The 24,126-nt window shown below is 49.3% G+C and carries 21 protein-coding genes; 11 read left to right on the forward strand and 10 right to left on the reverse strand.

Annotated features, from left to right (window positions below; genetic code table 11):
• Positions 1–19: 19 nt before the first annotated feature.
• Positions 20–1,984: a VCBS repeat-containing protein gene (locus tag GA003_15225; protein QXD27356.1), complete on the reverse strand. Its 1,965-nt coding sequence runs from the start codon at positions 1,982–1,984 to the stop codon at positions 20–22.
• A 177-nt stretch (positions 1,985–2,161) separates the two neighbouring features.
• On the opposite strand from GA003_15225, the gene GA003_15230 reads away from it, so the two are divergent.
• Positions 2,162–3,802 (forward strand): glycoside hydrolase, encoded by a 1,641-nt coding sequence (locus GA003_15230; protein QXD27357.1) that lies wholly within the window; start codon positions 2,162–2,164, stop codon positions 3,800–3,802.
• Positions 3,803–4,033: 231 nt separating this feature from the next.
• On the opposite strand, the gene GA003_15235 is transcribed toward GA003_15230, so the two are convergent.
• Complete coding sequence (locus GA003_15235; GenBank protein QXD27358.1) at positions 4,034–4,312, reverse strand: hypothetical protein; 279 nt, start codon at positions 4,310–4,312, stop codon at positions 4,034–4,036.
• Between the two features lie 201 nt (positions 4,313–4,513).
• On the opposite strand from GA003_15235, the gene GA003_15240 reads away from it, so the two are divergent.
• The 3 genes from GA003_15240 to GA003_15250 all read left to right on the forward strand — a co-directional run bounded on the left by GA003_15240 (position 4,514) and on the right by GA003_15250 (position 7,117).
• A complete protein-coding gene (locus tag GA003_15240; protein ID QXD27359.1) occupies positions 4,514–4,945 on the forward strand; it encodes a hypothetical protein in 432 nt (143 codons plus the stop codon).
• Positions 4,946–4,952: 7 nt separating this feature from the next.
• Entirely contained in the window at positions 4,953–5,777 is an 825-nt protein-coding gene (locus GA003_15245; GenBank protein QXD27360.1) for a hypothetical protein, read from the forward strand.
• Positions 5,778–5,878: 101 nt separating this feature from the next.
• A complete protein-coding gene (locus GA003_15250; GenBank protein ID QXD27361.1) occupies positions 5,879–7,117 on the forward strand; it encodes a PQQ-like beta-propeller repeat protein in 1,239 nt (412 codons plus the stop codon).
• A 165-nt stretch (positions 7,118–7,282) separates the two neighbouring features.
• On the opposite strand, the gene GA003_15255 is transcribed toward GA003_15250, so the two are convergent.
• From GA003_15255 to GA003_15265, 3 genes are read right to left on the reverse strand one after another with little or no spacing between them, the layout of a single operon-like run.
• The gene (locus GA003_15255; protein QXD27362.1) at positions 7,283–8,497 is read right to left on the reverse strand and encodes an aminotransferase class V-fold PLP-dependent enzyme; all 1,215 of its coding nucleotides are present in this window, start codon (positions 8,495–8,497) and stop codon (positions 7,283–7,285) included.
• Positions 8,498–8,515: 18 nt separating this feature from the next.
• Positions 8,516–9,061: a RidA family protein gene (locus GA003_15260; protein QXD27363.1), complete on the reverse strand. Its 546-nt coding sequence runs from the start codon at positions 9,059–9,061 to the stop codon at positions 8,516–8,518.
• A complete protein-coding gene (locus GA003_15265; GenBank protein ID QXD27364.1) occupies positions 9,058–10,362 on the reverse strand; it encodes an amidohydrolase/deacetylase family metallohydrolase in 1,305 nt (434 codons plus the stop codon). The genes GA003_15260 and GA003_15265 overlap by 4 nt, the downstream gene beginning before the upstream one ends.
• A 236-nt stretch (positions 10,363–10,598) precedes the next feature.
• Here GA003_15265 and GA003_15270 point away from each other — a divergent pair, with 236 nt between their 5' ends.
• On the forward strand, positions 10,599–12,335 hold the full coding sequence (locus GA003_15270; protein ID QXD27365.1) for a sulfatase: 1,737 nt from the start codon (positions 10,599–10,601) through the stop codon (positions 12,333–12,335).
• A gap of 6 nt (positions 12,336–12,341) precedes the next feature.
• Positions 12,342–13,301: a glycoside hydrolase family 43 protein gene (locus GA003_15275; protein ID QXD27366.1), complete on the forward strand. Its 960-nt coding sequence runs from the start codon at positions 12,342–12,344 to the stop codon at positions 13,299–13,301.
• A 30-nt stretch (positions 13,302–13,331) separates the two neighbouring features.
• Here GA003_15275 and GA003_15280 read toward each other — a convergent pair whose 3' ends face one another.
• Together GA003_15280 and GA003_15285 are read right to left on the reverse strand one after the other, a co-directional pair.
• Complete coding sequence (locus tag GA003_15280) at positions 13,332–14,027, reverse strand: DUF1501 domain-containing protein (GenBank protein QXD30456.1); 696 nt, start codon at positions 14,025–14,027, stop codon at positions 13,332–13,334.
• Positions 14,008–14,340: a hypothetical protein gene (locus GA003_15285; protein QXD27367.1), complete on the reverse strand. Its 333-nt coding sequence runs from the start codon at positions 14,338–14,340 to the stop codon at positions 14,008–14,010. Before GA003_15285 ends, GA003_15280 begins: the two co-directional genes overlap by 20 nt.
• A gap of 265 nt (positions 14,341–14,605) precedes the next feature.
• On the opposite strand from GA003_15285, the gene GA003_15290 reads away from it, so the two are divergent.
• Positions 14,606–15,055 carry a BLUF domain-containing protein gene (locus GA003_15290; protein QXD27368.1) on the forward strand — a complete coding sequence of 150 codons (450 nt, stop codon included), beginning with the start codon at positions 14,606–14,608 and terminating at the stop codon, positions 15,053–15,055.
• Between the two features lie 98 nt (positions 15,056–15,153).
• Here GA003_15290 and GA003_15295 read toward each other — a convergent pair whose 3' ends face one another.
• On the reverse strand, positions 15,154–16,002 hold the full coding sequence (locus tag GA003_15295; GenBank protein ID QXD27369.1) for an AhpC/TSA family protein: 849 nt from the start codon (positions 16,000–16,002) through the stop codon (positions 15,154–15,156).
• Between the two features lie 273 nt (positions 16,003–16,275).
• On the opposite strand from GA003_15295, the gene GA003_15300 reads away from it, so the two are divergent.
• From GA003_15300 to GA003_15310, 3 genes are all read left to right on the forward strand, one after another.
• Positions 16,276–17,337 (forward strand): hypothetical protein, encoded by a 1,062-nt coding sequence (locus tag GA003_15300; GenBank protein ID QXD27370.1) that lies wholly within the window; start codon positions 16,276–16,278, stop codon positions 17,335–17,337.
• Between the two features lie 119 nt (positions 17,338–17,456).
• Positions 17,457–18,944, forward strand: coding sequence for a sulfatase (locus GA003_15305; protein ID QXD27371.1), 1,488 nt, complete (start codon positions 17,457–17,459; stop codon positions 18,942–18,944).
• A 229-nt stretch (positions 18,945–19,173) separates the two neighbouring features.
• Positions 19,174–20,817 carry an aryl-sulfate sulfotransferase gene (locus GA003_15310; GenBank protein ID QXD27372.1) on the forward strand — a complete coding sequence of 548 codons (1,644 nt, stop codon included), beginning with the start codon at positions 19,174–19,176 and terminating at the stop codon, positions 20,815–20,817.
• Positions 20,818–20,852: 35 nt separating this feature from the next.
• On the opposite strand, the gene GA003_15315 is transcribed toward GA003_15310, so the two are convergent.
• The gene (locus GA003_15315; GenBank protein QXD27373.1) at positions 20,853–21,068 is read right to left on the reverse strand and encodes a hypothetical protein; all 216 of its coding nucleotides are present in this window, start codon (positions 21,066–21,068) and stop codon (positions 20,853–20,855) included.
• A 242-nt stretch (positions 21,069–21,310) separates the two neighbouring features.
• On the opposite strand from GA003_15315, the gene GA003_15320 reads away from it, so the two are divergent.
• Positions 21,311–22,219: an alpha/beta hydrolase gene (locus GA003_15320; protein QXD27374.1), complete on the forward strand. Its 909-nt coding sequence runs from the start codon at positions 21,311–21,313 to the stop codon at positions 22,217–22,219.
• A 79-nt stretch (positions 22,220–22,298) separates the two neighbouring features.
• Here the strand turns inward: GA003_15320 and GA003_15325 are convergent, their stop codons facing one another.
• Entirely contained in the window at positions 22,299–23,939 is a 1,641-nt protein-coding gene (locus tag GA003_15325; GenBank protein QXD27375.1) for an aryl-sulfate sulfotransferase, read from the reverse strand.
• Positions 23,940–24,126 lie beyond the last annotated feature (187 nt).

The raw sequence follows: 24,126 nt of genomic DNA on the forward strand, positions 1-24,126 counted from the left end.
CCACCGCGGTCCGGATTTATTACTCCCAGGTAATGTGCTCGTGTTGGTAGTAGATAAAACGTCCTTTTTCAGTGCCGACCACTAAGTCTGGCTTGCCATTGAAAAAAGCGACTGCAGGTGAGCAGGAGTGTTGTCCCAAATGGACAGGTTTTCCGCGATGGTGCAGTAATTTAGGATAGGCAAACACAGGCTTTTGATTGGAGCCTTTGTTTTCCAGGAAGAGTACCGCCGCCCCGGCTTTGTTGCGCGACCAGGGAAGTCCGCTTTCATCGGCCACGGGAACGGTGCCGTGCCTCGGGGTACCCACGATTAAATCGAAATCTCCGTCTTGATCCCAGTCGATGGATTCGAACTTGGTACGACCTCGTCCACCAGCATCAAGAAAATTGGCATGAATAGGAGAACCATCTTCAAGTAATAGTTTGCCACCTTCCTCCAGATTGAATGCATCTACCTGATAGTAGAGGTGAAACTGATCCTGATCATTGAGCGTGATGTAAACCTTGCGACCATCCAGCGAGTCAATGCCAGGCCGGGTACGCCAGCTGCCATGCATATCCAGATCCTCCAGGTATAAAGGTTTACCAGATGCAAGTTGAGGCTCGGTTTTCGTACCCACATTTATATACACCGTTTGCATACCCCGGACGTCATTCATGAGTATGTCGAGCAGGCCGTCTCCATCCCAATCGTATACATTGGGGCAGGTGTAACCCCAGCGTGCTTCACCCGGGCCCTGGATGCTGCTGTATTGACCTTGGATATGCACGAGTTCTCCAGCAGCGGCAATCCGTTGTGGAGGAGCGAATAAAGGTTGTGACGTCTTGGATACGTTTTCGAAAAACAGGAAGAAGCCCTGGGAGTTTCCGGCAACAATGTCGAGCCGGCCGTCTCCGTTCCAATCAACGATATTGGGAACCACCAGAGTTCCTCCGAACAACTCGGCCGAAACCTGTTGTAATTCTCCCATCGGCTTAAAAGAAATGCGATCGAGAAGATCATTATCCCGTAAGCGTTGGTAATAATACATTCCTCCTTCGCCAGAAGCCAGAATGTCCATGCTGTTTGGGTTACGGGATGGATACGCAATGACGTTGGTCCAGGTTTCCGGATGGCGAAGCGAGATGCCATTCGGATCCACAATCGGCCGTTTCGTAATGGTATCTCCAGGCATAAACCCAGAAAGCGTATGCAAGCCGCCAAGCATAGTGCCGAGGATCAGCCTGGGGTCCCCCTTATTTTCCAAAATCGCCATTCCATTAATACCGAATTGGCCGCCATTCTCGTGGGAAACCATTTCTACGGCCTTCGTATTCTGAGGCTGGTCTGAAAAGGAAAGTTCCACCCGGTAAACGGCATCACGAGGAATACCGCCCATCCAGATACCAGACCCGTCGAATGGCCGGTAGGCAGCATTGCGGTGGTGCACCAGGGTTGGTTTATAGAGGGTGTCGTTGGAGACGCTCAGAAAAAGGGTCATTTGCCCATCCTCGTCAAGGGAAGCCGTGGCTGCACGGGGCAAGCGCGGTAATCCCGCCAGCTTGATTCTTGATTCAACATCAAAGCGCAAGGCATTCCGATCAAAACGTGCGACGACTATTTCTTGATGCCGTACCCAGATTCCAAAGACATCTCCATTCGCTGTCTGAAAAACATATCCGGCCACTGCATGATCCTGAAGCAAATGGTCTTCCATTTTCGTAAGCTCCGGTACTTCAACTTCGATGGGTGCAGAAAAAACCGGTACTCCTTCCGGTGTATCCTTCATGTATTTATACAAGTGAAAGCCTGGATACCAGCGATCAGAACTGACAAAGATATCTGGCCGCTCGCCACTATAGACGAACGCATAGCCCAGCGGAGTGGAACTGATTCCGATGGATGCAATAGGACCCACACCATGGTTTCCACCGACCTTGATGCTTTGGCCACTGACCAAGGTAGCATTGAGGCTATCCGTCTTCTCATTCTGCGCGCTAAGCAAGGATGGTAAGCTCAGCCAAAAAAATAAAAGAGTGGATCTGAAAACCAAAACGAAAATGTCTTTGTAGAGTCCCCTTGTCATTTACTCACACAAACTTGATCACTTTTGTGTCTGGTGTCAGGAAAAATATACGGTCGTTATTGCCTTGAGGCATGTTCTCTTCCTAAATTGAGCATTATGAAGCTCATTACATTCACACTCATCAGTACGGCGATCATTGGCGCTGTGACAACTCCGATTTCTGCACAGGATCAAGAACCCTTCCTCTACGAGGTCCGTCCTCTATTTGAAAACGGTGAGCATTCGGGAAATACTTATCGGTTTAGAAATGTGGGGCTGATTCAATGTCCCAATGGCGACTTGTTGGCCTTTGTCGAAGCGCGCTATGCGGTAAGCGACCATAGTGAGAAGGATGTTCTTATGCGACGGAGTACCGATCGCGGAATCACCTGGGGGCCTTACGAAGCAGTGTGGGGGCATTTGGATGAAGACCACGCAGGCTGGAAGGATCCGGCCCCAGTGGTGGACGAAACGACGGGTCGGCTGTTCTACTTCATGAACACCAACGAGAGTGAAAAACGACTCTTCTACATGACCTCCGATGACAATGGATATAACTGGTCCGACCCGATCCGTATCCCCGACAGTTTGCTTCGGCCCGAATGGAAACGGTGGCGCAATAATCCTGGTCCCGGCATTCAACTTAAATTAGGGAAATACAAACATCGCATGCTCATTCCCGGACACATCGTGACTCATGAAGACCGACATTTCTCAGTGGTGTGGTACAGCGATGACCATGGAGAAACCTGGCAAGTAAGTGAAACGGCAGTCCAGGGTTCGGATGAGGTGAGTATCGTCGAACTGAGCGATGGACGCGTTTTGATGAACATCCGTTCGCACGGGGATTTGGACCCTGGACTGGATCCAGACTACCGCAACTTTATGTATAGCAAAAACGGGGGTGAATCCTGGTATGGCCTGGAAACCGTTCATGATCTTATCTGGGAATCCGGTCATGGATCCATCACGCGAATGGAAACTTCGGATGGGAACCGCCTTTTTGCGTTTAATCCAGTCGTGGTAAAACGCAGGGACTTGACCTGCTTTGTCAGTTACGATGAAGGCAAGACCTGGCCGTTCAAACGAGTCATTCATGAAGCAGGTGGGTATAGCTCAGTAGTCGTAATGGACAACTACGACATCGCTCTGGCACACAATCATGGACACGCAGGACAAGAAGGAATTGATTTTGTGCGCTTCAATCTAAGCTGGCTCACAGACGGGCGAGAACATGTGAACGAACCCGTGCAAACACTGCCAAAGATTTCGATAAATGAGGATCATAAAACGATCTGGCGCGAAGACTTCGACTTGTCCGACGGAGTCATTCACGACGGTGGTAGCACAGCCTGGTCGACGCTGGATGCTGGCTCTACTCCGGGAGGCGCAGCCATAAGTCAGGGCAAGTTTCGAGTTAGCGATGCAGATGTAGAAACGATCTGGCAAACAGAGAAGATCGATGTTGCCGATCTCTCAAAAGTTTCCATCGCAATGGATGCGATCAAGATCGGAAATTTTGACCGATCTGACTCGTTGTCTATTGCTTATCAACTGGATGACTCCGATGCAGTGACGGTCGAATCTTTAAATTTTTCATCAGATCCAGAGGAGGACTTCGAAACCTATCAGGTCCGCCACCAGCAAGTAGATGTTTCGGGTCATCAGCAGTTACAGCTTATCATTCGAGCCCGAGTTAATGGGGCCGACAAGGCGTTGTATTGGGATCGTGTTGAGGTGAGTAAGCCCCAGCCCTAAAGAAGTAAACGGATAAGGTTATAAACACAAAGCCCGACAGCAACGGGTCAAACGTCACTGCCGGGCTTTTATAGACTAAACTTAACAAACTAAAACTTAAACGTATTACTCAAATAAATGGTTCTGGGGTTGGGAATACGGATAACAGACACTTGCCCATCCGGATTGGTAACTACTGGAATATCGTCGTCATCTCCGAATGCGTTGCGGATATTAAGCTGAACTCTCCAGTCAATCTTCGATCTCCATATATCGATTCTCTCCTCGAACAGCAGCAGCCCTCAAGGCGTTGAGGGCAAAATTGCGCGCGGTTGCAAATAGAAAGGCTTTGGGGGCACGAATCTGCCCCTTGTCTCGAGCCTTCAGAACACGCAAGTAAGCTTCCTGAATCACATCATTCACATCTAATCCGCTTGGGAAGCGACTCTTGAGCCAGGAACGCAACATGTCCTCATGCGGCAGCAAATGCTCAGCAAACCAATGGCCTTGTTCTGAATTTTCGGGAGGCATTTATTAAAAAAGTATACTTATCCACCAATTTGACAACAGACATAACTGAATTGACTAAGGATTTTTTGGAAAAGTCCCAAAACAGGATATTCAATGGGCCGGTCGTAAAATGGACGCAAAATGGAACAGGATTCTGACGGGCTAGTCTCTTCTTTGTCATTGACCCTGGAATTCTGAGCCAGAATATTTCCAGTCCCTAAGATGAAATCTATAAAATACTTTATCCAACTCGTTACCAGCCTGGTCGCACTGACCACGTTCAATCTTTCAGCAGGAGCGATGGAAGTCAGTCCTGAAGCAACAGAAGAAGTTCGCGTCGTTGCAGCGAAGGCAAAACTGAGCGCCGAGTCGGATGCATTGGTTGTATTTGCCAAAGGTTTATGCTGCCCGTCCTGCGCTATTGGTGTTCGGAAGATGATCAGTAGCCTAGATTTTGTGGATCGGAAACGTTTCAACAAAGGCGTGGAGCTCGATACGAAAGTTCAACTGATCACGGTGGCGATTGGAGAAGAAAAGACCCCGAATTATGAGTCTCTCACCGAAGCCATTGTAGATGCCGGTTACGATCCGGTGCACTCCTACAGCCTTAATGAAGGCAATCTTTTGACCAAGCCGCTGATTACAGACAGCTAGTCCAAACGTGAAGTCCCGCTTCATTCTAATCCTCGGGGTCACACTCACCCTGGGACTCCCGTCGGCATTGTTATCGGATCAACCGGTATTTAATGAGATGCCCCGTTGGGACAATGGCTGGGGCGTACAGCTCGTGCAGGAAATGCGACGAGAAAGCGATTTGATGTCGGGAAGTGAGATCATTGCCGAAGGATACTCTGAGGACGTCGACATCCTTCACCTCGAAGGCGTTTACACTTGGGACAAGTCCATTCGTATGACCGCGAAACTTCCCTTCGTCATGCATGCCAGTCGAGAGCTGCCGGACGGAAACGGCGGGATGATGACCCAACGGAATGAAGGAATCGGAGATGCCACCCTCGCTCTTCCGCTTAAAAAGTATTTCAATTTGGACGGCCGCAGTGGCTCCTGGACATTGGCCCCACAAGTGAGAGTACCACTGTCAGGGGATGATGAATACGAAGTCTACGACGGTGCCTGGGGAGCTGGATTGTCGGCGGGTTACGAAACAGAGACCTACAACTATTTATTTTCTACCGGAATTAGCGCCTGGAGCTTCGGAGACGGAGAACCCTTTCGAGCTTCGGCTCACATGGACCTCGGTCTGAACTTTCGCCTATTTAAAACTTCCGGTCATGTGAAGTGGGAAACCGATTTCATATTCGAAGACGATGGACATGAGAAATTGCTCGTGGGACCTCACGTGTATTTGCGAATCAATGATGAATTCCACGCCCAAGTGATGTACAAGAAGGAAGTCCATGCCCGACGAAACGCCCTCGATCATGGACATGGCAAAATCTTGAAGTTTGGACTGGCCTTCGTCTATTGAAAATGGAGTTCAGGATAATCTTTGGACTATTTACGCATCTCAGCTTCAACATTTTAACTCGTTGATGTAACGCTCTTCGCAAGTGTAACGTTAAATAAGCTATGTGGAAATTCGCCTTCCAGTTTCTTTTTGCACTCTCCTTCGGTATATCAGTCTCGGCCGCAGAGGTTTACTGGCCTGGTTGGTTGGGACCCAATCGAGATGGGCAAGTAGATTACTTTAAACCTCCAGCTGAATGGCCACAATCGCTAACGAGCGATTGGAGCCTGGTAGTCGGTGAAGGTTCGGGGATGCCTGTCGTAGTCGAGGACCGAGTCTATCAACAGGCACGACAAAATGGAGAGGAAGTGGTGCGAGCGATAGATTTAAAATCCGGAGAAGTGATCTGGCAAAAAAGTTACCCGGTAAAATATCAAATACAGCACTTCGGCACAAGACACGGGAATGGACCACTCTCGAATCCAACCTGGGCCGATGGCCGACTCTTTACGCTGAGTGTTACAAATATTTTCTCTGCCTGGGATGCAGACTCCGGTGAACTGTTGTGGCGCAAAGATTATTCCGATCGATTCAGAAACGCTTATCCCGATTGGGGTGCCTCTTACTCACCCCTGGTTGATGGTGAGCAAGTCATCATGCACTTTGGGGGCGCAGGCGGTGGCATTCTGGCTGCCTTCGACGTTGCTACCGGAGAAGAACTCTGGACCGAAGGCAATGACGGGGCCTGCCATGCTTCTCCCATCCTCGTCGAACTTGAAGGCATCCGCCAAATCGTGGAATGGAACCACGACGCCGTAGTAGGCATCGAAAGCCAAACCGGGAAACGACTCTGGGACTATGATATGCCTCACCGAGGTTCGAGCCAGAATTCCCCTACTCCCGTCCACTACCAAGGCCGCCTCCTCATCGGTGGAGAAAACCGAGGCATTCGTAGCTTGGAGCCAAAATTAGAAAATGGGAAATGGTCGGTTACAGAAAATTGGCACCAAAGAGGTGTATCGCTCAACATGGCCTCTGCCATCATCAACGGCGATAGCCTCTATGGAAAATCACACCTCAAACGGGGACAATTTTTTCGCCTCAACCCCATGACTGGTGAAACGATCTGGCTCGGGCCAGCTCGCATGGGAGAATATGCCACCTTCCTCAGTATTCCCGGACACATCTTGGTTCTAAAAGACGACGCAACTCTAGAAGTTCACAAAACAGACACAGAAGACTATGAAAGAGTTGCCGTTTATACAGTTGCTGAAAGCCCCACTTGGGCGGCGCCTGTTCTACTCAAAGATGGTTTCCTCATCAAAGACCGGATGAAGCTTTTCAAGTGGTCAATGGAATAGAGGATTCAAAAATTCTGCGATTTTGAGAGAACTATCCATTTAAGGCTTCGCGGCCAACTTTTCATTCGGAGGATCAAGTCGCTCATTCATCCGCCGGAGCTGACCCTCAATAAAGCCCATATCTTCGAAGGGGTCACCACTGAAGCGCGCCCAGTAAATGCGCCCTTAGGCCCTTGCCTTCTGCAGTTCTTCCTTCACCCGAGTAACGACCGTTTCCAGGTGTTCCGGTTGCAGCATCCAGGTAGTGATATTGAAACCGTCTTCCCGCGGTCGGGCAACGGCAACAGATGGAGTGCCTTCCATGAGTGCATCTCTCACTTCGAATCCCGATAAGGTAAAGGCCCCAGGAGAAAAAGTAAGCATTAAGGTCGGGGCGGTATTGGGACTACTCGGAATGAAACTCTCGAGGGCAATACCTTTGATCGGAGACAGCTTTTCGGCCATCCAATCGATCTGGTTTTTCCAGCCTTTGTATTCCGCCTCGTAATCAATCTTGGTAAAGCGCTCAACCGCGATCCATAGAGCGACCAATTCTTCCTTGTTCACTTTCATGCCTCGGCCAATCCGGTCCGAACTGGGTGGACCGTTGAAACGAGCCGCCACGACCAGATCTTTTCTTCCCATCAATAATCCAGTGCTTTGTGGACCACGTATGGCCTTACCCCCGGAGATGGCAACCAGATCATAACCCATTTTAGTATATCGATAAAGATTCTCACGAGGAGGAATCCCAGCTGCCGCGTCGATGAAAGTGGGAATACCATGATCCTTCCCGATCTTTACAAATTCTTCGTGTTGGACGGGGCCATCGAGATTGTGCTCATCGGTAAAATATAGCATGGCTGTAAGGTCGTTGATGGCATCGAGCAGTTCTTGCTTCGTTTCTACGACCACGAGATCAACACCACAATTGGTGATGGCATGCGTATAACCCACGATGTGAGCTTTCTGAACGATCACCTCGTTCTTCATCCCGCTTAGATCAACCGGAATGCGTTTGGCTTTTTCCTCATCTATTCCAGTAAGGATCCCAGCGGTAGCCAGAGTCATGGCAGAGGCAGCTCCAGCCGTGACCATAGCCGCTTCACAGCCCACAAGCTCCGCAATATTTTCACCTACTGCATCGTGTAGGTCATCTAAGGATACATAGGAACCCGCAGTCTGCCGATAGGCATCAAGCACTTCCTCCGGCATCAAGCTGGCCGTCATGGTGGTATAAGCACCTGCCGCATTGATGATGGGTTTGATGCCAAGTTCGCCAAAGTAGTCGCGTGAAGGACCGGTCTCTGCAGCTTTGGCAGTTAAGGCGCCCCCCGCCATTGCACCGCCAATCACAGGTAAACTGGAAAGGCGTTTGAGTAATTTCCTTCGGCTTAGCATGAATGAAATGGGCTTGAGTTACTCCGGAGCAATTTCGACGATCATCTCAATCTCAACGGCAATGTTGTTAGGTAAAGACCCCATACCCACAGCCGCCCGAGCTGGTTTTCCGGCATCACCGAAAATGGCAGTTAATACGGCTGTCGCCCCGTTTATGACAGCGGGTTGCTGAGTAAAGTCGGTCGGACAATTGACCATGCCATGCACTTTAACAACCCGTGTGACTCGATCAAGACTTCCGATTTCGTTTTTAAGAGAAGACAACAATGCGATCATGGTCAGGCGAGCGGCGTCCTTACCTTGTTCTATGGTAAGGTCCTTACCCACTTTGCCTTGGACAGCTCCTCCTTCTGGTTTCCTGGGACCGTGCCCGGATAAGAAAACCAGATTGCCAGTAGTTACGGCCGGGACAAAGTGATCATTTGGTTTCGCAGCGGTATTCAGAACAATTCCGAGTTCTTTCAACTTGGCTTCCGGACCAAGACTCTCTGCGGCAAAGGAAGCAAAAGGCCATGCCGTGACCAAGAGTAGTGTTTGGAGAATGGGGATTATTTTATTTATCATTGTGGTGGATTAATTATGCGTTGCACTTCCGGGCGTCCTGGAGAGCGAGGGACATTAACTTCGTCCCAAGCAGGACTGGCAAGACCATTGAGATCCCAGACGACTTCACCTCCCAAGATCGTTAATTCGCAGCCCAATTTGTACTTTCCGTCAAAACGTGTCCTGGCGACATCCAGGAACCCAAAATTGCCTTCATGCTTTCGGAGGATTGCGACATCCGCTAAAGCCCCGACACTGAGGTGTCCGAGTTCTTCATCCATCTGAATGACCTTTGCTGGTTTCCAACTCGAGGCCTCAATAACTTCTTCCAGGGACATGCCAAGATTGAGAAACTTGGACATCACATTGAGCTGGTTCTTCATGGGACCATTCATACTTCCCGTGTGAAGGTCTGTGCTGATCGTCTGAGGACGCATTCCCTGCTCCAATGCTACGGTCGCAACGTTCCAACGAAAGCTGCCTCCGCCATGCCCCACATCCATAATGATGCCCCGGTCAATGGCCTCCATGACAAATGGCTTCAACTTACCGGAAAGATCTACAATCGATTCCCGTCCCAGCGCATCCGCAAAGCAATGAGTAAAGATATCTCCGCGATTGAGCTCGTTCAGAAAGAGATGCTCAATGGACAAGGTTGGCTGAGCACGCCCGAAATCAACCATGACTGGTATGCCCACCCACTGGCCAGCTTCGACCGCTTTTTTAACCGGTGTCCAATCCGGGCCCTTGAAATGAGCCAACTTAATTCCGACGATGTATTCAGGGTACTCATACGCCATCATGGCTGCTAATTTAGGATCCATATCATTCAGATCCTGCTCGTCGGGATCTCCCCGCATACCCGCACCGACGATATTGAGAAAGGCTTTTACCCGAGTCTTGGATTTATCAATGGTTTGGCGTTTAAATAGTTCGAAGTTCCGCCAGCCAGGACCCCCTGCATCGACAGCGGTCGTTACTCCATAAGGAAATGTGAATCCATCCGGTGGCAAAGCACTGTAACTATCTGCCAAATAGGCCCCTTCGGACGTTCCCCAAAATAAGTGAGCATGTATATCAATCAATCCAGGGGTCACATACAAACCCGATGCATCCACCACTTTCGAGGCTGCGCTTTCAGGGATGGACGTTTCGACCGCTGCAATTCGGTCTCCTTGAATCGCCACATCGAAGGTACCGTTTCGGTCATTTTTAGCGTCAATGACATGACCACCCTTCAGCAAGAGGTCGTAGTTTTGGCCGAAACTCCCAAGTGGGAAGGTCAAAGCAAACAAGCAACAAATAAAACGTGTTTGAAACATAGATCGGCGAATGATGAGCGAGAACGACTTAACTGGAAACTTTCCTATTTTAACGAGCGTGGCAAGTCTTCGCCATAGCCCTAAAGATTATTTTAGGAACAAGGATTTAATATGCTTCCAAAAAGAGATCCGGAATGGAGAGGCGCTTTAGTCTCAAATCATTCCGACAATTAATCCAGCTCACTTATACATCGAAGATTGCCTCCGTGCGCTTTAAGAAATTTCCTGGTTATACCGTGATAACTTTTTCCATCCACAACGACATGCGTGACTATTTAAAATCTGTCCTGGCATTCATACTCTCTATAACCGGCACACAGAGTCTGCTAGCTGCAGATAAACCAAACATCGTCGCCATTATTGCTGATGATCATGGCGTGTATCATTCCACCGTCTATGGCTCCAAGGAGCAAAGAACACCTCACATGCAATCCTTAGCGGATGAGGGCATGACCTTCTCGCGTGCGTATGTTGCTTCGCCAGCCTGTGCCCCCAGCCGACATGCGTTGATGTCCGGCCTGATGCCTTATAAAAATGGAGTCGTAGGTAATCACGAGAATTCAAATTACAAACTGACACCTTCAGAAGGATTGATACAGCGACTACTTGATGCGGGCTATGAGGTGGTCTTCCGAGGCAAGGTCACTCACGGCAATGGAAGAGGTGTCATCCCCAACGAAGTGGTAAGACTCCCAGGTAGTAACAACCTGCTGGATCCAGCAAACGTGGAAGCATACCTTGAGAAGCGGGAAGACAAATCCAAACCCGTGGCCCTGTTTATTGGGCCAACTGACACTCATACGATTTGGCCGATCGAGCCGGACGAGGTTCATTTCAATCCAAAAGATGCGGTGCTACCTCCCAAGACCTTCGATATCCCTGAAGCGCGCCAATTAATGGCCCGTTACAACCAGTCTGTTGAAAACGTCGACACAGCGGTCGGCAAAGTACGCGAAATTGTCAAACGACAGCTCGACGAAGACAACACCCTCATCCTTTACACGTCCGATCATGGGCAGAATTGGGCGTTTGGAAAGTGGTCGCTTTACGAAACGGGCGTGCGTATTCCACTCATAGCTGTATGGCTCGGAAAGATTAAGCCCCAATCCACAACCGATGCCATGGTTAGCTGGATTGATTTAATCCCGACCTTTATCGACATCGCAGGCGCACCAATCCCAAAGGGTATTGATGGCAAGTCTTTCAAAAACGTATTGCTGGGTGAAACCGACAGCCACCGTAAGGAGATCTTCACGGTCCACAAAGGCGACAAGACCGTGAACGTATATCCCATCCGAGCGGTAAGAACGGATAAATGGAAATACATGCTCAACCTGTTCCCAGAGTTCTACAATACGACCCACATGGATGTGAAGGTCTTCCGAGAAGGACACACCAGAGCCGGTCAAGAAAACCAGCATTATTTTTATGACTGGAACGCCTGGGAGCAAGCAGCCCAAAAGAACCAGGAGGCTGCCCTGTTCATGCATCGCTATCATGCCAGACCCAAAGAAGAGCTGTACATGATCGAGGAAGACCCTTACGAAGAAAACAACCTCGCTTACGATCCAAGATATGCGGATGTCCTAGCCTCCATGCGCAAGCTGATTAAAGACCGCATGAAAGAAGTCGGGGACGACCGGTCCCTGTCGGGCACACCCAGACTTCTGGCAGACCACCCACTGCCTCCGGCCATTCAGCTCTACTACCCCAATGGAGGAGAAACGTTGCATCCCGGGCAAACCACAGACATCGCCTGGAGCAACTTCTGGGCAGGCACTCAAACTGTCAAACTGGAATACAAAGATGGTCGTAATTGGAAAGTCATTACAAAATCAACTCCACACAACGGCCACTACGCCTGGCGCGTTCCAGTGATCGCATCTGACTCAGTAAGTCTCCGGATCAGTTCAGCTGATGGAAACACCTTCGACGAAAGTGACCAAACCTTTTCCATTTCACCCAAACGGTAAAGACCCATGAAATCGATAATAGTCTGTGCGGTGCTCCTTACCACTGCTTACATAACTAGCTTAGCTGAAGAAGTCTATTTGGCCGACCCAGCACTCTACAAGTATGATGGCGTTTACTACCTCTTTGGAACTGAACCGCCACCACAGCTTGGTTTTCGGATTTATGCGTCAAAAGAACTAAAAACCTGGTACGTTCCCGAAACTGCCTATGATGAGGGATACGTGCTCAAAGCTGGAGAGCGAGCATTCGGAACGGAAGGTTTTTGGGCACCTCAGGTATTAGATTATCAGGGAAAAGTGGCTATGCTTTATACGGCAAACCGACAGATCGCCGTCGCCTTTTCAGATCACCCGACTGGTCCTTTTATCCAGAAAGAGATTCGAGCGCTGAATGAGGACCACCAGGAAATCGATCCCTTTCTGTTTCAAGACGATGATGGAACACTTTATCTCTATCATGTCCGCAAACATGAAGGAAACCACATCTACGTTGCCGAAATGGAGAGCGACCTCAGCCGAATTAGGGAAGGCACCTTGAAACATTGTATCTCGGTTCAAAATGAAACATGGGAGAATACTCCCGATTACTCGACCGAAGAAATTGCAGAAGGGCCCACACTCATCAAACGAAAGGGCACCTATTATCTCATCTATTCAGCAAACCACTTCATGAGTGTTGACTATGGTGTCGGCTATGCAACCGCACCCTCCCCGACCGGCCCTTGGACCCGTCACAGTGGCAATCCCATCCTTCGCAAAGAGTTTCTTGGCATAAACGGAACCGGACATGGAGACATCTTCATGGATGGAGACGACATGTATTATGTTTTCCATACCCATGCCTCCGACGAAGCGGTACGTCCCCGCCATACTATGCTGGTCGAAATAGGATTTCGAGAAACCGATTCAGGAATCGATACGATCTTTGTCGATTATGATACGGCAAGCTACCTTCATCAAAACTGATTCTGACTTCTCCGAAACAATCTAACGAGCCTAACTCAAAATCTCTTTGATAACCCGGCGGTGTTCGACCCCGGTCAAGCGCGAGTCGAGGCCTTGGTGACGATAGGTGAAACGCTCATGGTCGATACCAAGATTGTGTAACACCGTAGCATTAAAATCATTAATATGAACCGGATCCTGGACGATATTGTAGGCGAAGTCGTCGGTCTCGCCATAGTCGACCCCGGGCTCGAATCCACCTCTGGCAACCCAGGTACTGAAACAGCGTCCATGGTGGTCGCGCCCGTGATTGTCTTTGGTGAGTTTGCCCTGACTGTAAATAGTGCGGCCAAATTCACCGCCAAAGATGACGACGGTGTCTTCCAACAAACCACGCTCCTCAAGGTCGTTAATCAAAGCCGTTGCCGGTTGATCAACTGACTTACAATTGGTCGCCAAATCCTTAGGCAGATTGTTGTGTTGATCCCAACCTCGATGAAAAAGTTGCACAAAGCGGACACCGCTCTCAGCCATCCGGCGGGCAAGAATACAATTGGCAGCGAAGGTACCTTTCTTTCTCGAATCGGGGCCATAGAGGTCGTGGATGTAATCCGGTTCCTCCTTGGTGTCCATCAGGTCAGGTACCGATGCCTGCATGCGAAAGGCCATTTCGTATTGTGAAATGCGGGCTTGAATTTCCGGATCACCCACTTGCTGAAACCTCTGCTCATTCCTGAATCCATTGATAGAATAAACCCTTCTCTTCCTGCGTCAGCGCGCGGTGATGCTCAGGTGGAGGCATGATGTCTTCCTCATCCTCTGCATTGATCATCCAAGTCAACAGGCTCTCTTCCGGATCACCCGGGATGATTGCCGGTGAGCCATCGCGATCGGCATAAGCTCCTTCGGGTGTATCCAAGCGCAGATCCGCTTCACGCGGGCTGGCGTCGGGACCATGACACAGGAAGCAGGTGTCCGACATGATCGGCCGGATGTCGCGATTGAATAACACTTCACGCTGCTCATCGGGTTGGCCCGAAGTGGATAAGCTAGAGGCCAAGAAAGCCAAAAGGGCTATTGGGTATCTAATCGAACAGATCATTAAGAAGGAAAGAGTAGAGTATAAGTGATCTACGGTTAAACCCTATTTTTGCCCCTTCTCAGACGGAGAACCTATATATTGAAGGAGACAAAAGAATTTTTTGAATAAATTTTGCTTTCTGGCATCTTTACATTCATTCATGGCATAGATTATGGCCCATTTTGTATTATGGGGTACTAAAATCCCCGTGATTCTTCCATAAAATTCTACCCTTAAAACCAACATGAAACGCTGTAGACTTATCTATAGAAGCAAAGTCCAAATTGATTTCCCTCGAAAAACCGAATTGGAGAACATCCTTTCGAAGGCCAAGGATCACAATAATGAAAAAGGTATCGTTGGTATGCTCATATTAACAGGAGATCAGTTTTTGCAAATCCTGGAAGGCCCCGTTCGCTACGTAAACCAACTTTACAATAAAATCTTACAGGACGAACGCCACAAGGATGTTGAATTGATCAGTTACGAACTAATCACCACTCCATATTTCTACGATTGGAGCATGCGTTTGTTGAATCTCGATGAGGTGGATGGAGATTTGAGACATCGCCTCATGAAAAAATACCCCCACCAGGATTATCAGCTGGTCATTCCTGAAGAAAAAATACTCCTGTATTCGCTCATTCATGACGCTCGAGATCTATTTAGCGAGCTGGACAAAGCCAACGAGTAAGACTATCTAAAGAGACTAAGGTAAATCCCACAGGACTTATGGCGTAGTTCACCGATCGGATAATACTCATGCGTAGTGAGTAGCCTAATACACCACGATTATTCCAATGCCTTTTTAGCAGCTTTCAATAGCGAATCCTGACTGGCTCTAACCGTATAATTGTCGTTCACATAGGCAAATCGTACGGTGCCAGTAGTATCCAGAACAAAAGCTGAAGGCGTAACCAGGAATCCGCCGTTGCGTTTCTCTAAACTGAATGCGCGACCATCAGGCATCGATTTTACGTGCTCGAGGTATTGTTTTACCACTTTGTATTTAATTCCAAGGTTGGTTGCCAATTTGAGATCGGGGTCCGCGAGCAATTGGTAGTTAATCTCGGAGTCATCGTAGGCGTTCAGAGCTTCCACGGTATCGGTACTTATCGCGAGCAACTGATATCCCATTTTTTCAAGTTCGGGGACACTCTCTTTCAGTTCGTGTAACTGTATATTGCAATACGGACACCAACCGCCTCGGTAATAAATCAATAAGGTGGGTGCTTCCATGGCTACCTTGTTGAGGTCCAATTTTTCGCCTTCCTTGGTCCAGACAACCGAACCGCTTGGAAGTTTACTGCCCACCTTAAGTGGATTCATTTTTGATCCATCTTCCCAAGGAACGTAAGTAACTGTGTCTTTGGTATAGGGATTGGGTGAAGCACCATCGCGCATGGTCACCCCGACTCCATCCGGAGCCACGGTATACTTGGGCGTGCCAGCTTCACGCGATCCGTCAGTTGACCGTGGTGGTGGTGCTCTTCTGGGTCCGCCGCGAGGTCCGCCACCACGGGGAGGTCGGTTTTCACTCTGAGCGCGCTCAGCACGTGGTGGTCGTTCGGCGCGCTCACCAGAAGGTGAACCTTCTTCGGAGTTGTTCTCCTGCGCCTGTGACGTTGACCAGGCCAACATTGCAAAGAAAACAGTACTTATAAATATTCTTCTAAGGTTACTTGAGTGCATTCTGATCATAGTCATCCTGGTTCTCCATGGGTTGCATTTGCTGAAATCCCATCTGGCATTAACACCACTATGGTCATCATGGGTAAGAAGAAGAAGACTGATATCCTGAATCAGCCTTTGCAAGGGGCAATGAAAAGACCCAAAGAACGCCGGATGGGGTAACGGTTGACGCGTTTCACCGAATACATCCATAATGCTCCACGAATCTCCAAATTCCACTACATGACTGCAACGAAACGAATACTCTTTTTCTTACTCACGTTGGCCGTTTCTGGCAGCCTGCACGGGCATCATGCATCGGCTCCCCACTTTGACTTGAACAAAGAAGTTACGGTCAGTGGTGTTATTACGAGGATACGTTTGGTGAATCCACACGCCTATCTGTATTTCGATGTTATGGAAAATGGTGAGCAAGTGAGTTGGCGTTGCGAACTCAGCTCAGGGACGCAATTGAGGCGCCGTGGCTGGACTCCCGAATTATTTCCTAAAGGAGCAAAGGTTACCGTTAGCGGTGCACCGGCAAGACGTGAGGATAACCATTGCTACATGACGTCCTTGACCTTTGAAGACGGAACAGTCATCGAGCGTCGAACCGATTTGACCAATACCAGTGGTAGACGAGGACGCCCTTCGAATCGCAACTCGAATGGCGATTATCTAACCCACCTTGAAAACGGCCAACCCAACTTGCAAGGCGCCTGGGTTTCATTGTCATTTGGCCGCAGAGGCATGGGGCAACGGGCAAGATATAGAGCGACTTCGGAAGGATCCAAGGCGGCGGAAGGTTATGAAATGGAATTCGACGACCCCATCCTGCGATGCCACATCGTTAATATTTTAGCAGGTTGGAATCACGACCGGCACGTGAACGAAATCATGCAGACCGACACTACTATAACCATGCAGTATGGCTTCATGGATTTCGTTCGTACGATCCATCTCGATCAGGATGAGCACCCCGAGGATATCGAGCCGAGCACAGGCGGTCATTCGATTGGACGCTGGGAAGGAGATACCCTGGTGGTCGACACCATCGGATTCGAAGCAGGTGTCCTGAATCACCAGAGGGGGGTAAAGCACAGTGACCAGATGCGTGTGATTGAACGATTCCACTTTGACAAGAAAAACCAGTATCTGGTTCGCGAATACACCGTAAATGACCCTCTATACATTGTAGGAAAAACCACTGGCAGCGACATGATGGCCATATCCGACATACCCTACTCTCCCTACAATTGCGAGGAGCTCAGCGGTAAAAACAACATCCGGCCGCCGAAGCAATGATAGAGGAAAGAATGCCTGGAAGGCCCATGAAATAAAAAGGAAAGATTCCTCCCAGACATGACTTGGATAGTCAGATAATATGCTAGCCAATAACCCCAAATCCACAATACTCTTTTACTATGAACAACACCATACTTCGCCTTCTATTCTTTGCTGTGTTTATTCCAGCCGCCTACGCCGAACGGCCCAATATCCTTTTTATATCCGTCGACGATATGAACTGCGATTCAGTCGGTGTCTATGGCAGTCCCTTGAAGAACATAACTCCACATATGGATAAACTGGCGTCCGAAGGACTCCGCTTCGAGTATGCCCACGTCATGGTAGGCAACTGCTATCCTGGGCGGAATGTCATGTTTTCAGGACGCTCTTCCCATAGCAATCTGGTGGAGGGTTTTTATGCGATTAACGAACCGCATTACCCGCACCTCGCTGATCTGATGAAGGCTGGTGGATACTTCACGGGAATCTTTGGAAAAGTGAGCCACACAACACCTTACTCACCCTACAACTGGGACCTGATAATGGGCGAACGCAAAGGAGAGAAGAATCACATCAAGGATGCGGGTTCCTACTTTCGCACCACGGCGGAGGGTATCGCTGCGGCTAAAGATGCGGACAAACCTTTCTGTTTACTGATCAACATTTCTGATCCCCATTTACCATTCTACCGCTGGAACCGCCGTCAGGAAATGGACGATCCTTTTGTACCCAGCCAATTGTACACGCCGGAGGAAATTCCCGTCCCGGGCTACCTTCCCGACACTCCTAATGTGCGGAAAGAACTGGCGCATTATTACATGTCCGTCAGCCGGGCCGACGATTGCGTCGGTGAAAGCTTGCGTGCGTTAGCTGAATCAGGTCAGGCCGATAATACCGTTGTTGTTTTTCTCTCTGATCACGGCATGCCTTTGCCCTTCGCCAAGACCTGCCTATACCACCACAGCACACGCACCCCGTGGATGGTTCGCTGGCCAGGACAGATCAAGCCAGGTACCCATGACACCGACCACATGGTCTCGGCGCTCGACCTGTTGCCTACCCTGCTCGATGTCGCAGGCATCGAGCATCCGAACGGACTCGAAGGACGTTCGTTCTACAAAGTTTTGCAGGGAAAGAAACAGCCAGAATTGGATTACGTCATCAAAGAATACAATGAGAGCTCAGGGCGTCGACGCCATCCCATGCGCGGAGTTCAGACCAAGAAGTTCAACTATATCTTTAATCCCTGGGCTGTTCAGGGAAGAAAGTTCCAAGCTGCCGCCCAGGGGACCCTTACTTATCAAGAAATGGTTGAACTATCAGAGACGGACCCGGTTTGGTCCAAACACCTAAACCAGTTTGATTATCGCGTCGTGGAAGAATTCTTCGATGTCGAGAATGATCCTGACAATTTGATTAATTTGATCAACGACCCCAAATATCAAGACGAGATCGAAGCCCACAGAAAAATCCTTGGCCAATTTATGGAGAGGACCAGGGACCCAGTCTTTACCGCCTTTCAGAATCGCGACAATCCGGGCTACCTGGACGGATTTGTTGCTGCCCTCCAGGCTGAGGCATACCGGCGACGACAGGTGACCCAACAAAAGAGTCAGGGTTGGTAGTCTTTTACTGATTTCCTGTCGCTTTTACAGTTTTGCTCATACAAATTCCTTTGTCAGCTTTCCCAACAAATTCGATGCGAAAGTGGATAAGAATTAAGCGCCTCGAGGAAGACTATGGCCCCATCAAGATCTCCTCAGCATTGACTATCTGGGTGTTCTTAGGACTCAATCTGCCCATCTTTCTCAAATCCAGTTCCATAACTGGGCTAACAATCCAATAACTCCACTTATGCTCCCTGTCTTTTCTTCTCCTGCTGCAGGTCACAATGCAGCCATCAGCATTTCCTTGATGGCTCTTCTCTTTATCTCCTGCTCTTCGTCTTCTCCTACGATTCAGCATCTGGAAGTCGATCTCGATCCGAGTGATACCGTACCGTTAAGCGCGGAAGTAAGTTTTAATACAAGCCAGGCCACAACCGTTGCGCTTGAGTTTGTGGAAGGTGATCGTAGTTGGATCGTCGATACGAATCTGCCTGTAGATACCAAGCATGTCGTTCCGATTCTAGGCATGCGGGCTGGTCGAACGCATAAGGTAACTGTTGTGGTCAGTAATTCCGCCGGACAAACGGAGAGGTCAGAGCCCATTGAAATCAAAACCGATCCACTCCCTGAAGATTTCCCTCCGATCGAAATCAAGGTTAGCCAACCAGATAAAATGGAACCAGGGTTTACCTTCATTGAACCTACCTATGTGCCCGTCGATGACAGCAAACGGCCCAATGATTGGATCATCGCATTGGATGAGGACGGTGAAGTGGTATGGTACTACAAAACTCCACCGGGGGTTGCAGATACCCAGCGCCTGGAGAACGGAAACCTTATTTTCACCGCAAAGAATGTCGGCATCTTCGAGATTGATATGTTGGGAAACATCATTTCCCATTGGTACTCCAATCTAGCGAAAGAGGATCAAATCTATGAAGATAGCATTCATGTAGACACCGATACCCTGCATCATGAATTCGCTGTAAGGAAATCCGGGAACATCCTCGCTATCAGCACCGAGGTACGCAAATACGACAATTATCCAACCAGTGAAACGGATCCGGATGCGCCTAAAGCCACCGATAATGTGATTGGCGATGTTATCGTCGAATTCGACCGTGGTGGAAACATAGTAAGAGAAATCAAATTGTTGGATATTATTGATCCATACCGCATTGGCTACGGTTCGCTGAACGGCCGCTATTGGCAGGGACTCTATGGGCATGTAGGTGGAACCCCTCGGGACTGGTCACATGCAAACAGCGTTTCGCTAGATGAAGAGGAACGATTCGCATTGTTTTCGATGCGCTATCAAAATGCTGTGCTCAAGCTCGACCTCGAAACGAACGAAATTGTCTGGATCATGGGTGACCATACCGGATGGGGACCAGATTGGCAGCCTCTGTTACTTAAGCCTAAAGGCGAATTGACCTGGCATGCAGATCAGCACGCTCCAATGAATACTCCAGAAGGAACGATTTTGCTTTTCGACAACGGGATGAATCGCGCACTCCCGTTTAACCCCAAATTACCCGTGAGCGAGTCTCGCAGTCGTGCAGTCGAGTATCGTATTGACGAAGAGAATCGGGAAGTCGAAGAGATTTGGTCTTACGGGGATAAGCCCGGTGACGAGCGCTATTACGCTTGGCGCGTTGGCGACGCCGATTGGATGCCCCAAACTGGAAATGTGCTCATCAACTTTGGTGGCCTGACCTATGACAAGAATGATAATTTTGGCAACGGAGTTAACAGGTTCAACTGGATCCGCATTGTCGAAGTGACGCGGACCACACCGGCCGAGAAAGTCTTTGAGCTGAAGATCAGCGACAAACGCCCCGCTGGTTGGCTCAGCTTCCAAGCAGAACGGCTACCGAGCCTCTACCCCTAAAACATCTGTTTGACGCTTCAGTAAGCACGACCTGCCTACACTCTATTCGAGGAGAAATACCCCAGGGCAATCCCCATAATTGAAAGTCCACCCACAATCCAGGGTGCGACCGATATATTTTGTGGTGAAAAGATTGCTACAAGAGCAACCATGGCTACGGAGACACCTCCAATAATGGCTGCAATGCCTACATAGGCGGCATTGGGTACTTTGGTTTCGTTCATGATGTTCGTTTCAAGTGAGTGATTCATGGTATAAGTTTTGGAATTTATTTTATGTGTTTCGTCTATAAGTGCCACCTGGTGGTCATTAGGTGACAGACTTTTTCGAAAAAGTTTTTCACCAACGAATACGCCAATAATCTGCCCCTACCCATACAGCTGTTGTTTGCCTTTCAATAATCGCCATAGAAAAAAAAGCCTGCTATTGAAATCCATGACGCCTTCGCCTAGGATAGTTCGACTTCTATCCTACTAATTTAAACAAAACCACCATGCTCAAAAGTCCATCCATCAAACTGTTAATACTATTTGGAGTACTGTCTCACCTTTCGGCAAGCGCACAACCTGATCTCGAGAACGCAGCAGATGTAGATCGAAATGTAATATACGGCATGTACTCCGGCCTGGCATTGGTAATGGATGTATATTATCCGAAAGAATCAAACGGCCACGGGGTCATCCAAATTTCTGGAAGCGGTTGGACCCGGCCCATGGGTTATGATGCCCGAGCGCTGAGCCATCAGACTCATGTTAAAAATGATGGCGAGCCCTTGTTGGCGGCTGGCTATACGGTCTTTGCCATCAGTCACCGCGCCACTCCAAGGTTTCAATACCCATCGCAAGTAGAGGATGTTCAACGGGCGGTTCGATACATCCGTTTCCATGCAGACCGGTTTGGAATTACACCGGATAAAATCGGAGCCTTGGGCGGATCTTCTGGAGGGCATCTGGTCAGTATGCTGGGAGTCTTGGATGGCGATGAAAACCGCCTCGACCAAAGCCCGATCAATCAGGTGAACGCCAAAGTTCAATGCGTAGTTGCGCGAGCGGCACCTTCGAACTTTATCAATGGGCAAGACGCCAACTACTTTCTAGGTGTAAGGGAAAAGGAAAGAACCGTGGAAGGATCCATAGAGCACACAATCGCATCGGAAGCCTCACCCATAACCCATGTGACCAAAGACGATGCTCCCATACTTTTGGTTCATGGCGATGCGGACCCGACGGTAGACTTTTCTCAATCCGAACACATGCATACCAAGCTGAAGTCGACCGGCGTACCCTCGAAACTAATACGCGTGAAAAACGGCGGTCACGGATTCAATTACGGAGGCCACAAACCAGACGATATTGACCAAACGCAAATTGCCTGGTTCGACAAACACTTACGAGGCAAGTAAATCCTCAACGACTACGCCGCCCTACAGAATCACCGCCCAATCAACTTGCCATACCTTACCTAAGACAAGGCTACCGAAGTTAGCGATAGAGAGAGGGAATTCGATCACCCCGATAAATGGCCCAGCCCAATCCTGTATCTTGCAGACGCATATCCCAAACAACTTCAGAGGGTTGCTCATGAGTCACTTCTACCAGACGCGCCCAACGTTGAGTATCGGGTCCACGTCCGGCATTGTTGCCGTCAGCATCTGATTCTTGTCCACCAATGGTGATCAGAACATTATCAGTCTTCGGTTGCCAATCTACATCGCCCAGGTACCGCGCATAAAATGGTTCGTCTTTGGGACCATAAGTCCAGAGTTGCGAGACTTCCATCGTCTCTTCATCCACAGAGTATTCAACAGCTCGGGAGTAACTGTCCGCCAGCGCCATTTTATCATCGAACGGTGAGCTTCGTGCAACGCCGTTATCAAACAGTAGGTAGGTTCCGTTTTCAGTATGGGAAATGGCGTGGTGCTTGTAAGACCACTCGAGATCACCGACAGGTGTCAGCAGCTTGTCACTCCAAGGCTCTTTCCAATTGTCATGGTTTCCGAGAATCCAGACGAGCTCACCACTATCCATACTGACTTTGATAACCGCATCTTGATAAGGTACAGACAAGATAAACGAGTTGTCCTCTTCCTCGTAGATAATTGCGTTCGCGTGCGTCCAGTCATGCCCGGGACCACCGAGTTTTTCTTCGTAGTGCGTTCTCCAGAAACCAGTACCGAGCGAACTGTAACCGATGCGGTAAGGATCGAGAATATCATGCAATTTCCATTCTCTTAGCACGTCACCATCGAGGGTCATTTCGATAATGACATCACCCAGGACATTGGCAGTCGCTCTCGGTGCGTCCGCGTCCGTTTCACTGGTATACCAATTTTCAAGGACTCGGTTCTCATTACTGAGCAGCAGGATGTTTCCATTCGGAAGACTGGTGAAATCATGGTGGAAAGATCCAGTTTCCACTGGGATGCTGCCTTCGGCTACATTCGTCGCGGTTCCTGTGAAATGCCAACGGCGCAGAATATTACCTAGAACATCTATTTCGACCATGCCACCAGTTCCCGGCCAGATTTCATAGATGAAGTTGCCGTCTGGCATCTGCCGAACGTCATGGATTTTGTGGTCTGTGGGCAAATAATACCAGGTAACTTCGCCCAGATCATCCACGATAACAGCCGGTGCGAAGACCGCAGGAACTGCATTTCCTTCAGCATCCCAACGTCCATTGACATTAAACAAAGTCACACCGGGCTCCATGGCATCTGGCTTACGGACGGTCACTTTTGGTATCGGAAAAACATCTGGCAGCGCGGGTGTTTCGAAGGTCATCGCCGCGGAGGTGGCAGAGCTGCCTCCTGCATTTGTTACGGTCGCGGTTATGGTATGACTGCGTGCGGCGCGCATCCCAATCACAGGCACTTCAAATTGATTAGAACGCTCCGAACTCGGCTCAATCGTCCATTGTCGGTCTCCATCGTCGATGTTGATTGCCAAAGTCACCGGCTGATCAGCCGACAAGCTAAGCACGGCTGCAAGTGGCACCGTTGGATTCGGATTTGGCACAAGGCTCACTTCACTGATGGAAGGCCCTGATTGGCTGCAGCCGGCGAACCACACTGGCAGGATAGCCAAAGTCAGCAAATATTTCGAAAATAGAACACGAGTCATAGCAATGGGTCTTATGATTGAGCTTGGAGGTAGGTTTTGAAAAAATGAAACAGTACCCAACTATCCGAGAGGGACAACGCGAAACTAAACCAGAATATGCAGAAGGCTGTACTTCCTCTGACCAAGCGGGATCTAATGGAGGCAACCGGAGAGTGGGTGGTTAGCAGTTCTAGTTACGCGGTTCCAG

This window comes from Opitutia bacterium ISCC 52, from assembly GCA_014529675.2.
In the GTDB taxonomy this organism is placed as follows: domain Bacteria; phylum Verrucomicrobiota; class Verrucomicrobiia; order Opitutales; family UBA2995; genus UBA2995.

What these genes read in the sequence shown, in the direction of transcription:
- GA003_15310 (QXD27372.1), top strand. Translation starts at nt 19,174, where the DNA reads ATGCTCCCTGTCTTTTCTTCTCCTGCTGCAGGTCACAATGCAGCCATC.
- GA003_15320 (QXD27374.1), top strand. Translation starts at nt 21,311, where the DNA reads ATGCTCAAAAGTCCATCCATCAAACTGTTAATACTATTTGGAGTACTG.
- GA003_15275 (QXD27366.1), top strand. Translation starts at nt 12,342, where the DNA reads ATGAAATCGATAATAGTCTGTGCGGTGCTCCTTACCACTGCTTACATA.
- GA003_15295 (QXD27369.1), bottom strand. Translation starts at nt 16,002, where the DNA reads ATGTTGGCCTGGTCAACGTCACAGGCGCAGGAGAACAACTCCGAAGAA.
- GA003_15235 (QXD27358.1), bottom strand. Translation starts at nt 4,312, where the DNA reads ATGCCTCCCGAAAATTCAGAACAAGGCCATTGGTTTGCTGAGCATTTG.
- GA003_15290 (QXD27368.1), top strand. Translation starts at nt 14,606, where the DNA reads ATGAAACGCTGTAGACTTATCTATAGAAGCAAAGTCCAAATTGATTTC.
- GA003_15305 (QXD27371.1), top strand. Translation starts at nt 17,457, where the DNA reads ATGAACAACACCATACTTCGCCTTCTATTCTTTGCTGTGTTTATTCCA.
- GA003_15265 (QXD27364.1), bottom strand. Translation starts at nt 10,362, where the DNA reads ATGTTTCAAACACGTTTTATTTGTTGCTTGTTTGCTTTGACCTTCCCA.
- GA003_15315 (QXD27373.1), bottom strand. Translation starts at nt 21,068, where the DNA reads ATGAATCACTCACTTGAAACGAACATCATGAACGAAACCAAAGTACCC.
- GA003_15260 (QXD27363.1), bottom strand. Translation starts at nt 9,061, where the DNA reads ATGATAAATAAAATAATCCCCATTCTCCAAACACTACTCTTGGTCACG.
- GA003_15325 (QXD27375.1), bottom strand. Translation starts at nt 23,939, where the DNA reads ATGACTCGTGTTCTATTTTCGAAATATTTGCTGACTTTGGCTATCCTG.
- GA003_15300 (QXD27370.1), top strand. Translation starts at nt 16,276, where the DNA reads ATGACTGCAACGAAACGAATACTCTTTTTCTTACTCACGTTGGCCGTT.
- GA003_15255 (QXD27362.1), bottom strand. Translation starts at nt 8,497, where the DNA reads ATGCTAAGCCGAAGGAAATTACTCAAACGCCTTTCCAGTTTACCTGTG.
- GA003_15250 (QXD27361.1), top strand. Translation starts at nt 5,879, where the DNA reads ATGTGGAAATTCGCCTTCCAGTTTCTTTTTGCACTCTCCTTCGGTATA.
- GA003_15230 (QXD27357.1), top strand. Translation starts at nt 2,162, where the DNA reads ATGAAGCTCATTACATTCACACTCATCAGTACGGCGATCATTGGCGCT.
- GA003_15240 (QXD27359.1), top strand. Translation starts at nt 4,514, where the DNA reads ATGAAATCTATAAAATACTTTATCCAACTCGTTACCAGCCTGGTCGCA.